The sequence below is a fragment of the Rhodanobacter aciditrophus genome, from assembly GCF_050026795.1.
Classification (GTDB): domain Bacteria; phylum Pseudomonadota; class Gammaproteobacteria; order Xanthomonadales; family Rhodanobacteraceae; genus Rhodanobacter_A.
Map to the genome: position 1 here is coordinate 407148 of NZ_JALBWP010000011.1, position 11851 is coordinate 418998.

Annotated in this window: 10 protein-coding genes; 5 read left to right on the plus strand and 5 right to left on the minus strand. The window is 68.9% G+C overall.

Going from position 1 to position 11851, the window contains the following annotated elements:
• Window positions 1–504, plus strand: coding sequence for a TPM domain-containing protein (locus ACQGNW_RS10590; RefSeq protein ID WP_426663122.1), 504 nt, complete (start codon window positions 1–3; stop codon window positions 502–504).
• Between the two features lie 145 nt (window positions 505–649).
• On the opposite strand, the gene ACQGNW_RS10595 is transcribed toward ACQGNW_RS10590, so the two are convergent.
• Window positions 650–3502, minus strand: coding sequence for a TonB-dependent receptor plug domain-containing protein (locus ACQGNW_RS10595; RefSeq protein WP_426663123.1), 2853 nt, complete (start codon window positions 3500–3502; stop codon window positions 650–652).
• Window positions 3503–3879: 377 nt separating this feature from the next.
• Window positions 3880–5838 (minus strand): alpha/beta hydrolase family protein, encoded by a 1959-nt coding sequence (locus tag ACQGNW_RS10600; protein WP_426663124.1) that lies wholly within the window; start codon window positions 5836–5838, stop codon window positions 3880–3882.
• Window positions 5839–5981: 143 nt separating this feature from the next.
• On the opposite strand from ACQGNW_RS10600, the gene lgt reads away from it, so the two are divergent.
• Entirely contained in the window at window positions 5982–6884 is a 903-nt protein-coding gene (lgt, locus tag ACQGNW_RS10605; RefSeq protein ID WP_426663125.1) for a prolipoprotein diacylglyceryl transferase, read from the plus strand.
• Window positions 6881–7675: a thymidylate synthase gene (locus tag ACQGNW_RS10610; RefSeq protein ID WP_426663126.1), complete on the plus strand. Its 795-nt coding sequence runs from the start codon at window positions 6881–6883 to the stop codon at window positions 7673–7675. Before lgt ends, ACQGNW_RS10610 begins: the two co-directional genes overlap by 4 nt.
• Here the strand turns inward: ACQGNW_RS10610 and ACQGNW_RS10615 are convergent.
• A complete protein-coding gene (locus tag ACQGNW_RS10615; protein ID WP_426663127.1) occupies window positions 7653–8672 on the minus strand; it encodes a hypothetical protein in 1020 nt (339 codons plus the stop codon). The genes ACQGNW_RS10610 and ACQGNW_RS10615 overlap by 23 nt on opposite strands.
• A gap of 103 nt (window positions 8673–8775) precedes the next feature.
• Here ACQGNW_RS10615 and ACQGNW_RS10620 point away from each other — a divergent pair, with 103 nt between their 5' ends.
• Together ACQGNW_RS10620 and ACQGNW_RS10625 are read left to right on the plus strand one after the other, a co-directional pair.
• Window positions 8776–9264 carry a dihydrofolate reductase gene (locus ACQGNW_RS10620; RefSeq protein WP_426663128.1) on the plus strand — a complete coding sequence of 163 codons (489 nt, stop codon included), beginning with the start codon at window positions 8776–8778 and terminating at the stop codon, window positions 9262–9264.
• 10 nt (window positions 9265–9274) lie between these two features.
• Window positions 9275–10225, plus strand: coding sequence for a Nudix family hydrolase (locus ACQGNW_RS10625; RefSeq protein WP_426663129.1), 951 nt, complete (start codon window positions 9275–9277; stop codon window positions 10223–10225).
• Between the two features lie 67 nt (window positions 10226–10292).
• On the opposite strand, the gene coaE is transcribed toward ACQGNW_RS10625, so the two are convergent.
• Window positions 10293–10913, minus strand: coding sequence for a dephospho-CoA kinase (gene coaE / locus ACQGNW_RS10630; protein ID WP_426663130.1), 621 nt, complete (start codon window positions 10911–10913; stop codon window positions 10293–10295).
• Complete coding sequence (locus ACQGNW_RS10635) at window positions 10910–11767, minus strand: prepilin peptidase (protein ID WP_426663131.1); 858 nt, start codon at window positions 11765–11767, stop codon at window positions 10910–10912. Before ACQGNW_RS10635 ends, coaE begins: the two co-directional genes overlap by 4 nt.
• Window positions 11768–11851: the final 84 nt, after the last annotated feature.

The window sequence follows — 11851 nt, forward strand, 5'->3', positions numbered from 1 at the left end:
ATGGCCCGCCTGCAACGTCTGCTGATGAACCTCGGCGAAGGCTGGTTCCAGCTGCGCCGACGCTTTCCCGCCGGCCTGCTGGACGAGATCGCCGCGGCGGTGGCCGCAGGCGAGCGCACGCACCGGGGCGAAGTGCGCCTGGTGGTGGAGTCGCGGTTGTCGCCGCTCGCGGTGCTGGCGGGGATGGACGCGCCGGCGCGCGCGCGCCAGCTGTTCGGCCAGCTCGGCGTCTGGGACACCGAGCACAGCAACGGCGTGCTGATCTACGTGCTGCTGGCCGAGCACCACATCGAGATCGTCGCCGACCGTGGCATCGCCCGTCACGTGGCGCCCGCGGAATGGGCGGAGACCTGCACGCACATGCGCGACGACTACGCGCGCGGGCAGTGGCGCGAGGGTAGCCTGCGAGGCATCGCCGACGTGCACGCCTTGCTGCGGCGGCATTTCCCCGGCGACGGCAAGCAGCGCCACGACGAACTGCCGGATCGGCCAACCCTGCTCTGACGGCCGCCCGCCGGCCTGGCGATGGGGCCGGTCTCCGGAAGGCCATGCCGCCGGCACGCTCGCGTGCCGCTTTCCCGGTCGGAAGAAGAACCCCAAAAAAGCGGGCCCTTGCGGGCCCGCCCTCGAGGTTCGGGTTCGGGGGAACTCAGAACTTCTGGTTGTACGACACGTAGAAGTAGCGGTCGATGTCGAACGCCGGCATGTACGGCGGGCTGCCGCTGCCGAAGGCGGTGACGTTGTAGTAGAACGGCCCCTTCTTGTTGAAGAGGTTGTTCACGCCAACGCTGACGGCCGCGTTCCACGGCAGCTTGTAGCGGAACTGCGCGTCGTTGAAGGCCACCGCACCCTTGTTGCTGGCGCCGACGGTGCCGATCCACGGGTTGGTGTAGTTCGGCTGGTTGCACTCCGTGGTGGCGTCCCAGCAGGCGTCGCGCAGGCCGCCGTAGTAGCGCACGGTCCACGTGGCGCCGAAGTTGCCGAGGCTCCAGTCCAGCGAGACGTTCGCGCGCAGGCGGTACAGGCCGTTGGTGTCGGAGATCATGCCGGCCATGCCCTGGGTGGGCTTGCCGGGGCCGTTGGTGATGTCGTACCTGGTCAGGTACGAGCTTTCCAGCGCGACCACGAACTGGCCGTAGGGCAGCTGCGGCAGGCGGTAGTGCGCGCCGAAGTCGTAGCCTTCGGTTTCGAGCTTGCCGAGGTTGGCCATGCTCTCGTTCAGGCTGCTGATGGCGCCGCTGCTGTCGCGGGTGAAGCGGCCGCAGAAGCCCGGGTCGTTCTGGATGTAGCAGTAGTTGAGGATGTCCGAGGCCACCACCGACTGGATGGTGTTGTTCACGTTGATCCGGTAGTAGTCCAGCGTGAAGTCCAGGCCCGGCACGTAGTGCGGGCTGTACACCAGGCCCATCGTGCGGGTGGTCGAGGTTTCGGGCTTCAGGTTCGGGTTGGAGCCGGACAGGAACGGGGTCGGCGTCTGGCCGCCGTTCGTGCTGTCGATCAGCTTGCCGGTGGCGTCGACCTGGCGGTAGCCGGCGGGCACGCCCGCCGTCCTGCAGGCGGCAGCCACGCCGGGGTTGGAGGCCGCGGCGCCGTAGGCGCTGTCGCAGGGATCGAGGAAGGTCTCGAAGCTCTGGCCGGTGCCGCCGTAGAGGTCGTTCAGCGTGGGGGCGCGGAAGCCCTCGGCATAGGTGCCGCGAACCAGCAGGTCGGCGATCGGCTTCCAGCGGAAGCTGTACTTGTTGTTGGTGGTGCTGCCGAAATTGCTGTAGTGCGAGTAGCGGCTGGCCACGTTGACGGCCAGTTCCTGCGCGCCCGGCAGGCCCTGCAGCACCGGCACGTCGAGTTCGACGTAGGCCTCGTTGGTGGTGTACTTGCCGTTGGTCGGCGCGCTGGCCAGATCGCTGGAGTAGCCGGACGAGGCGAACTGGTCGGGAGTGGACGAGCCGGCCAGGCGGCGGTGCTCCACGCCCAGGGCCATGTTCACGGTGCCGGCCGGCAGGTCGAACAGGCCGCCGCTGACGTTGGCGGTGAAGTCGCGCGTGGTGCTCACCGCGGAGGCCTGCTCGACGGCCTGCACGTAATTGCGCACGGCATCGGTGATGGAGCCCGGGCCGGCCAGGATGTTCCACGGCACGCAGCCGTTGGCGCGGTCGTCGGCGTTCGCGCAAACGATCTGGCCGCCGACGACGGCGGTCGGGCCCAGCGCCTTCTGCGCGTTCAGCAGGTTGATGTTGCCGATGGTGCGCTGGTCGAGGTCGGCCTTGGAGTAGCTGTAGTTGGCATCCCAGCTCCACTCCTGGCTGCCCAGGCTGAAGTAGCCATCGGCGCCGGCGCTGAAGTGCGACATCTTCACGTTGTTGCTGGTGACGCGCGGCATCTCCACCGTGCGGCGGTAGAACGTCACGTCCTGGCCCGGGAACGGGTTGAACGCGTTCTGGCCGGAGAGCAGCACGGTCTGGTTGCCGGCGGAGCGGAACGGATAGCCGGCCAGCTGCGAGGACGAGGTGCGCTCGCTGTAGTTGCCGGTGGCGTGCAGCGTGATGTTGTCGGTGAGGTTGTAGCGTTCCTGCACGAACAGGTTCTTCAGGCGCGTGGGTGCGCGGAACGTCATGTCGGCCTGGGTGTTGTACTTGTCCGCGTTGCTGTTCGGATCGTACGGGTGGTAGTTGCCGAGGTTGGCGGTGTCGGTGGCGCCGTGGTTGAGCACCCAGCTCTGGTTCTTGTCGTTCGGGTCGACCACGCGGCCCCAGGGGCCCTGGCCCCAGCCGGCGTCGGTGTGGCGCGGACCGTAGGCATAGCGGGTCAGATCGCGCTCGTTGTCCCAGACCGCATCGGTGTTCTGGTAGCTGGCGGTGAAGACGGTGCTGGACTTCTCGCCGTGGCTGCCGAACGTGAAGTCGTAGGCCTGCTGCTGGCCGTCGCCCTTCTGGTTCTGGCCGTAGTACGCATTGGCCTCGGCGCCGTCGTAGTGGTCGCGGGTGATGATGTTCACCACGCCGCCGATCGCATCGGAGCCGTAGATCGAGGACGCGCCGTCCTTCAGGACTTCGATGCGCTCGATGATCGAGGTGGGGATGGTCGACAGGTCGGTCAGGCCGTTGATGTCGGTGCTCCAGCGGCGACCGTCGACCAGCACCAGCGTGCGGGCCGAGCCGAGGTTGCGCAGGCTGGTGTAGGTGCCGCCCACCGAGGGACCGGAGGCCAGCGTGTCCTGCGGCGTGATGTCGGGCGAGTTGGCGGCGACGATGCGCTGCAGCACATCGCTGACGTTGGTCAGGCCGGTGGCGGCGATCTGCTCGCGGTTCAGCGACACGACGGGCTGTGCCGTTTCCACGTCCACGCTGCGGATGCGCGAACCGGTGACGGTCACGGTTGCGAGGTTCTTGGCCTTGGCGGGAGCGGTGGCGTCGTTCTGGGGGGCGGTGTCCTGCGCGATGGCCGACCATGCGTTCAGCACGAGCGCTGCCGCAATGGCCGAGGCCAGCAGTGTCTTATTCTTCATTGGCGGGAAAACTCCGGACAAAAACGACCTGCGTGCCGGCGCGGAGCGTCGACATTCAAGGTCTTTCAAGACGGCGCGCCCTGCCTGGGGAGGGCCTGCGCGCCACGGCATCGTCGAGCTTGGGGGAAGGACGATGTGAGACCGACGTTAAGCAAAAACAAACATTTTCGCAAGCTGCTGCGCAATGAATTTGCGTAGGCGTCCGTGTCGTCGTGACGATGCCGCAAGATCACGCGAATCCGCGGCAACGCGTGCCGCCGCTGGCGTGATCGAATGCGGCGGCGTGGGTGCGCGAGGTCGCGTGCATGAAGTCGCGTGCGTGAAAACGAGGAAGGCGCCGCAGCGCCTTCCCGGTGCGGATCGGATCGGGCAGCGGATCAGGGCGGCGTGGCGCCCTTGCCGATGTACTTGGCCAGGAACTCCTGCATCAGCTTCAGGCGATCCACGTTGTCGGCCTCGGTGTAGAAGCCGTGGGCTTCGTCGGGTTTGGCCATCCATTCGTAGGGCTTGTGCGCGGCATCCAGCGCGGCGCGCATCGCCTTGGCCTGGGCGAACGGGGCGCGCTGGTCGGCCTCGCCGTGGATCAGCAGCACCGGTACGTCGATCTGCGCTGCCAGCTTGTCGGGCGAGTTCTCGGCCAGTGCGGCGTCGTCCTTGCCGATCACGTGGGTGAGGTAATTCCTGCCGAAGGCATGCGTGCGGATGTCGCCCTTCTTGTACATCATCGCCAGATCGTAGATGCCGGCATACCCGATCGCGCACTTGAACGTCTTCGGTGCGCGGATCACCGACATCAGCGCCGAGTAGCCACCGAAGCTGCCGCCGTACACGCAGACCCGGTCCGGGTCGGCGTACTGCTGCGCCTCGGCCCACTTCACGCCGTCGATGAGGTCCTGCTGAATGCGCGTGCCCCACTTCAGGTAGCCGTCCTGCTGGAAGTTCGCCCCGCGGCCGCCAGAGCCGCGGTAGTTCACCTGCAGCACCAGGTAGCCGCGGCTGGCGAGGAACTGCGCATCCCAGTCGAAGAACCAGTCGTCGCTGATGCCGTGCGGACCGCCGTGCGGCAGCAGCACCATCGGCAGCCTGTTCATGGGCACGCCGTTGGGCACTGTGAGGATCGCCTCCAGTTCCATGCCGTCGCTGGCCTTGAAGCGCATCGGCACGCGTTCGGCCATCTTCGCCGGGTCGATCCACGGCGCCGCCGCGAACAGCTTGCGCACCTTGTAGTGCTCGGTGTCGATCAGGTACCAGGCGCCCGGATCGCGGTCGCTGCTCACGGAGAACAGCAGCTCGCGGCCGTCCTCGCTGAAGTTGATGAAATCGACGAACTCGCCGGGGAATTTCTGGCTGATCGCCATGTACAGCTTCGCCGCCGGCAGGGACGGATCGACGTAGATCGGGCGTGGCGCGCCGGTGGCGGTGATCACCGCGAACGGCTGCCGCGGCGGTGCCGTCCACTGCGCGTCGTGGACGCGGCCGAAGCCGTCCTGCGCCAGCACCTTGCGGCCGCTGCCGTCCGGCTGTTGCTCGATCAGTTCGGCGGGACCGCCGTCGGCGCTGTACCAGGCATAGACGTGCCGGCCGTCCGGGGCGATGGCGAACGGCTCGAACCGCTTGCCGGCCTGTGCCTTGCCCAGCTGCGCCCAGCGGTCGCCGATGCGCTGGTAGGCCACGTACTCGAAATCGGGGTTCGTGCCGAAAGCGAATTCCACCTTGCCGCCGGGGCCCACCAGGAAGTCGAGCTGGCCGACGCCGATGTCGCCGATCAGGTGACGCACGTTCTTCACGGCGTCGACGTCGTACAGCTCGCTGCGGTCGCGTTCGATCCAGTTGTGGGCGCCGAGGTAGAAATGGCCGTTGGCCTTGTCGGGCAGCCCGTCCACCGAGCCCCAGCCGTCGTCGGCCTGGCGAGTGTCGCCGCGGGTGCCGTAGCCGGACTGGTAGCCGAACAGGTAATCCTGGTGGGTGCCGTTCACGTCGGTGGCGAGGATCTCGCCGGTACCCACGGGCCGGTCGATGGAGCCGAGCATCCTGCCCTTTTCCACGACCAACCGGGTCGGACTGACCCAGGCCACGTCGACCGGCAGCTCGAACTTCGGCATGCGCAGCATGCTGACCGGCCGGCTCGTGTCGGCGACGTCGAAGATCACCAGCGCGTGGTTGTTGCCATCGTCCATGCGCAGCGCGATGTGCTTGCCGTCGGGCGACAGCCGCGGCATCGATATGCTGGCGTGGCGGGCGAACGCTTCCACCGGGATCAGGTCGGTTGCCGCGGCGACGGCAGGCAACCACAGGCACGCCGCGGCCAGCGCGACGCACAGCTTGCGCAGAGACATCATCCTTGCTCCCCCTGTTGGCGTGGCCCGGTCGTGGCGGATGCTCCCCTGCACCTTGGCTGACCGGACGCCAGCCAGTGTAGCCGCCGTGTGGAGCCCTGTCCCGCTACACTGGCGGCCTTGTCTGCCTCGATCCCGCACGCATGGCGCAGCCACCCGTCGTCAACATCGATCCGATCGCCTTCCATCTCGGCCCGGTGCAGGTGCACTGGTACGGGCTGATGTACCTGGTGGGCTTCTTCAGCGCCGCGGTGCTGGGCGAATACCGGCGCCGGCGCGGCCGGCTGCCGGTGACGCGCGAAGCGCTCAGCGACCTGTTCTTCTACGGCATGATGGGCGTGATCGTGGGCGGCCGGATCGGTTACATGCTGTTCTACTACGCGGGCGGCCTGCGCTGGATCTGGACCGATCCGCTGGCGCTGTTCCGGGTATGGGACGGCGGCATGAGTTTCCACGGCGGCCTGCTCGGCGTGCTGGTGGCAGGGCTGTGGTGGTCGCGGCGGCAGCAGCTGCACTTCTTCGACACGGTGGACTTCGTGGCGCCGCTGGTGCCGATCGGCCTGGGCCTGGGCCGGCTGGGCAACTTCATCAACGGCGAGCTGTGGGGCAAGCCCACGCAACTGCCATGGGGCATGATCTTCCCGCATGCGCACGGCGAGGACGTGGCCTACGCGGCTGCGCATCCGGCCTGGCAGGCGCAGCTGCAGCAGCTCGGCGGGCTGGTGCGCCAGCCCTCGCAGCTGTACGAGCTGGCGCTGGAGGGCGTGGTCATGTTCGCCGTGCTGTGGCTGGTGTCGATGAAGCCGCGCCCGCGCTACCTGATCTCCGGCCTGTTCGCGCTGATGTACGGCTGCTTCCGCTTCGCGGTGGAATTCGTGCGCCTGCCCGACATCCAGCTCGGCTACCTCGCGTTCGGCTGGCTCACGATGGGGCAGATCCTGTCGCTGCCGCTGATCGCCGTGGGCCTGTGGCTGCTGTGGCTGTCGCGGCGCGCGCCCACCTTGCGCCTTTACGAAGTGGCGATGCCGGTCAAGGACGGGAAATGAAGGCTTATCTTGACCTGCTGCGCCACGTGCTGGAACACGGCACGGAAAAGGCCGACCGCACCGGCACCGGCACGCGCAGCGTGTTCGGCTGGCAGATGCGTTTCGACCTCGCCGAGGGCTTCCCGCTGGTCACCACCAAGAAGCTGCACCTGAAGTCCATCGTCCACGAGCTGATCTGGTTCCTGCGGGGCGACACCAACATCGCCTACCTCAAGGAGCACGGCGTCAGCATCTGGGACGAGTGGGCCGACGAGCACGGCGACCTCGGCCCGGTCTATGGCAGGCAATGGCGTGCGTGGCCCACCGCTGACGGCGGCGCGGTCGACCAGATCCGCTGGGTGGTGGACGAGATCAAGCGCAACCCCGACTCGCGCCGCCTGATCGTCAGCGCGTGGAACGTGGGCGAGCTGCCGAAGATGGCGCTGATGCCCTGCCACACGCTGTTCCAGTTCTACGTGGCCGACGGCAAGCTGAGCTGCCAGCTCTACCAGCGCAGCGGCGACGTCTTCCTCGGCGTGCCGTTCAACATCGCCAGTTACGCCTTGCTCACCCACATGGTGGCGCACGTCTGCGGGCTGGGCGTGGGCGACTTCGTGCACACGCTGGGCGATGCGCACCTGTACAGCAATCACGTCGAACAGGCGCGGCTGCAGCTCACCCGCGAGCCGCGCCCGCTGCCGCGGCTGGTGCTGAACCCCGGGGTGCGTGCGCTGGAGGATTTCCGCTACGAGGACATCGCCATCGAGGGCTACGACCCGCACCCGGCGATCAAGGCGCCGGTGGCGGTGTAGCGACGGCCTTGCAGCCGGTCACGCAGCGGAACCAGGCGGTGGCGTGGGGGTAGTCGATGGTCATCACGAAGTGCTCGAAGGCGTTGCCGCCGACGGCGCCCGTCACGGCGCGGTCCATGTACTTCGACATGCCCTTGGCGCCGAAATTGCGGTCGGGACGCTCGGTGAACCAGACCGGGCCCACCGACCAGCCGCCGATCTCCACATCCGGCACCTCGATCATGCGTGAGGCGGTTTTCGGGCCGAGCAAGTCGTCGCCGCCTTCCACCACGCGCCAGCCTGGATGTGCCTTGTGCCAGCGCTCCAGCACGTTGCGGGTGATGTAGCTGGCGACGCCGTAGCCGTTGACCGTTGGTGTCCCGCTGGCCTGCTTGCCCGCTGCGGTGGGATGCGCGGTGGCGCCGGTATCCAGCAGCATATCCAGCGGCTGGCCGTCCACCCGGATGACAATGCGGGCAAAGCCGTCGGTTGGCCGACCATCGCCGTCGCGCGGAAAACCCAGCGGCACGGGATGTGCGGCGGGATCCGGACGCCAGGCCGAGCCTTGCAGCGTGAGGCGCTCGGCGGGATAGTCGAAAGTCCACACATGGCCGGGCAGATAGCCCGCGCCGAGCTGGCCGTCGTCGGGGGTGACGTCGCCGCGCGGGTTCACCAGCACCACCGCGCCACAGAAGCCGGAATCCGGCGGCGGCAGGGCGTGGCCGGGGCGATAGTCGGGGAGCGGGGCCACGGTCAGGTGGCTGCCACCCGCGGCGCAGTCGCGGGTTTGCAGGTGCAGCCGGTTCGCCGCAGCTCCGCTGATCCAGTACAGCCCGCCGCCACCGCCGCCGCCGGTGTCGACCACCAGCTTCAGCCGCTGGCCGTCGCGGGTTTCGGGCACCGCATAGAAGTGCCCAGCTTCATACACGGTCGGCATCACTTGGGGCGCGGTGCCTGTCGCGGCCGTCGGATCGGCGGCCAGCGCCGCCGCGGCGAGGAGTTCTGCTGCGATAACCATGCTCGTCATCCCCACGAATCGCTACAATAGGCGGTATTGTGAGCCGCCGCGCCGCGCCGTCGCATATGCCGTTAGATCCCGTGACTTCCTGCCTGGAGCCAAGATGGCCATTTCGCTGATCGCCGCGCTCGACGAGAACTTCGCCATCGGCCGCAAGGGGCAGCTGCCTTGGCACCTGCCGGACGACCTGCGTTGGTTCAAGCAGCTCACTTTGGGCAAGTACGTGCTGATGGGCTACAACACCGCCGTGTCGATCGGCCGCGCGCTGCCCGACCGCACCAACCTGGTGTTGTCGCGTCGGCACGAGGCGCCGTTCCCCGGCCAGATCACGGTGCGCTCGATCGACGAGGCGCAGGCGCGCTGCGACCACACCGGCCTGATGGTGATCGGCGGCGGCCAGGTGTTCCGCGAGGCATTGCCGATGGCGCGTCGGTTGTATCTCACTTGGGTCAGTGCGGCGATCGACGGTGCCGACACCTTCTTCCCCGGCGTGCACTTCAGCGAATGGACCGAAGTCTCGCGCGTGCACCACAAGAAAGACGCCGAGCACGCCTACGACTTCGACATGGTCGAGTACGTCCGCGGCAGCTGACCGTACCGCCGTGGCCAGTCCGCTGCACGTGCTGGCCGGCGCGCTGCACGACAGCGCGGGGCGCGTGCTGCTGGCCGAGCGCCCCGCCGGCAAGCATCTGGCGGGACTGTGGGAGTTTCCCGGCGGCAAGCGCGAACCCGGCGAGGCGCCGCTGGCGGCGCTGGCGCGTGAGCTGGACGAGGAACTGGGCATCGCGCTGGTCGAGGCCGCACCATTGATCCGCGTGCCCTGGCGCTACCACGAGCGCGAGCTGTTGCTGGATGCCTGGTGCGTGACGCGCTGGCGCGGCGAGCCGCGTCCGCTGGAAGGGCAGGGGCTGCAATGGTGCGTGCCGGCGCAGGCGGACCCGGCCACGCTGGCACCGGCCGACCGCGCCATCCTGCAGGTGCTGCGCCTGCCGCCGCATTACCTCATCACGCCGGCCGAGGCCTTGCCGGCGGAACGCGAGCCGTGGTTCGGCCGGATCGCCCGCGCCATCGAGGCCGGCGAGCGACTGGTGCAACTGCGCCTGCCGCTGTGGCCGCGCGAGGCCGTGCGTGAACTGGCGGCGCGCCTGTTGCCGCTGGCGCGCGAGTGCGGCGCACAACTGCTGCTCAATGCGGACGTCGAGGGCGCGCGGGAGCTGGGTATCGGCGTGCAGCTGACCGGCGCACAGCTGGCCGGGCTCGGCGAGCGGCCGCTGCCGCTGCAACAGGTCGTCGGCTCCAGTTGCCACGATGCCGTGCAGCTGGCGCAGGCGCTGCGGCTGGGCGCGGATTTCGCCACGCTGTCGCCGGTGGCGGCTACCGCCAGCCATCCACAGGCGCAGCCGCTGGGATGGGCGCCGTTCCAGGCCTTGGCCGAAGCCGCCGCCATGCCGGTGTATGCGTTGGGCGGCATGACGCCGGCGCAGCTGGCGCAGGCGCGTGCGGCGGGGGCGCAGGGTGTGGCCGGAATACGCGGCTTCTGGTCGGCGTCGTAGGCGCATCGCCGGTGTGCAACGGCTCCGGCCGGGGCGGGCGCGAGGGGCTTCCGCACCCAGTGAGCGTTCAACGGCCGGCGGCCAGCGCCAGGTAGCGACGGTGCAGGGCCAGCACCGCCGCGTCGAGTGCGGCCTCGTCGCCGCTGTTGTCGATCACGTCGTGGGCCAGCGTCAGCCGCTCCTCGCGGCGCGCCTGCTGCGCCAGCATGCGCCGGGCCAGTGCCTCGTCGATGCCGTCGCGGGCGATCAGCCTGGCCAGTTGCTGTTCCGCCGGGGCATCCACCAGCAACACGCGGTCGACCCAGCGGTAGTGGTCGATGTTCTCCGCCAGCAGCGGGATCGCCAGCACGCAGTAGGGCGCGGTATCGGCCAGCGCGCGCTCGTGCAGCCACTGGCGCACGCGGGGATGGATGATGCTTTCCAGCGTCCGCCGCGCCGTCGGATCGGCGAACACGCGGCGGCGCATCGCCCGGCGGTCAAGCCGGCCCCCGGCATCCAGCACCCCGTCGCCGAAGGCGGCGATCACGGCCGCCAGGCCTTCGCTGCCGGGCGCGACCACTTCGCGCGCAGCCACGTCGGCATCGTGCACCGGTACGCCCAGCGCGGCGAAGCGGTGCGTCACCGTGCTCTTGCCGGCGGCGACGCCACCGGTCAGGGCGACGACGTAGCTATGCCCCGCCGCATTCATCGCAGCCCGGTCAGCTGCAGGTAGGTGTGCAGCAGGGTGTCGCCGGCGATGAACCACACCCAGCCCGCCATTGCGATGAACGGACCGAACGGCATCGGCACGCCGCGGTCGTGCCGGCGCAGCGCGATCAGGCCGCCGCCGACAATGGCGCCGATCAGCGAGGAGAGCAGGATGACCGGCAGCAGCGCCACCGGCCCCATCCATGCGCCCAGCGCGGCCAGCAGCTTGAAATCGCCGTGGCCCATGCCTTCCTTGCCGGTGAGCAGCTTGAACAGCCAGTACACGCTCCACAGGCTGAGGTAGCCGATCGCCGCGCCGAGGATGGCGGCCGGTGCGGCGACGAACACGGGCGTGAGCGCCAGCAGCAGGCCCAGCCACAGCAGCGGCAGGGTGAGCTGGTCGGGCAGCAGCTGGGTACGGAAGTCGATGCCCGACAGCGCGATCAGCGTCCAGGTGAACACGAGCCCGGCCAGCGCGGGCCAGGTCGGGCCGAGCTTCCACACCACGATGGCGGAGAGTGTGCAGCTGAGCAGTTCCACCAGCGGATACTGGATCGAGATCTTCGCCTTGCAGTAGCGGCAGCGCCCCCCGAGCAGCAGCCAGCCGAACAGCGGGATGTTGTCCGCCGCCGATAGCGGGTGCTTGCAGTGCGGGCAATGCGAGCGTTCGCGCACGATGCCGGGCGGCAGGGCCTCGTCGATGGCCCCCAGCTCCAGCACATCGCGCGCCTCGCGGCGCCACTCCGCGGCCATGCGTTCGGGCAGGCGCAGGATCACCACGTTGAGGAAGCTGCCGACCAGCAGGCCGAGTACGGCGGCGAGGGCGATCCAGACGGACAGGGGCAAGTCGGGCATGCGTGTCGGGCGATGGCTACGGTGTGCTCAAGCTTACGGGCTCGCCGGCAGGAGCGCACCCGTGCGCGCGCCAGCTTCTGCGCT

Bases quoted from the DNA above. Each gene is read 5' to 3' on its own strand.
- ACQGNW_RS10590 (WP_426663122.1), top strand. From the start codon at position 1: ATGGCCCGCCTGCAACGTCTGCTGATGAACCTCGGCGAAGGCTGGTTC.
- ACQGNW_RS10595 (WP_426663123.1), bottom strand. From the start codon at position 3,502: ATGAAGAATAAGACACTGCTGGCCTCGGCCATTGCGGCAGCGCTCGTG.
- ACQGNW_RS10600 (WP_426663124.1), bottom strand. From the start codon at position 5,838: ATGTCTCTGCGCAAGCTGTGCGTCGCGCTGGCCGCGGCGTGCCTGTGG.
- lgt (WP_426663125.1), top strand. From the start codon at position 5,982: ATGGCGCAGCCACCCGTCGTCAACATCGATCCGATCGCCTTCCATCTC.
- ACQGNW_RS10610 (WP_426663126.1), top strand. From the start codon at position 6,881: ATGAAGGCTTATCTTGACCTGCTGCGCCACGTGCTGGAACACGGCACG.
- ACQGNW_RS10615 (WP_426663127.1), bottom strand. From the start codon at position 8,672: ATGGTTATCGCAGCAGAACTCCTCGCCGCGGCGGCGCTGGCCGCCGAT.
- ACQGNW_RS10620 (WP_426663128.1), top strand. From the start codon at position 8,776: ATGGCCATTTCGCTGATCGCCGCGCTCGACGAGAACTTCGCCATCGGC.
- coaE (WP_426663130.1), bottom strand. From the start codon at position 10,913: ATGAATGCGGCGGGGCATAGCTACGTCGTCGCCCTGACCGGTGGCGTC.
- ACQGNW_RS10635 (WP_426663131.1), bottom strand. From the start codon at position 11,767: ATGCCCGACTTGCCCCTGTCCGTCTGGATCGCCCTCGCCGCCGTACTC.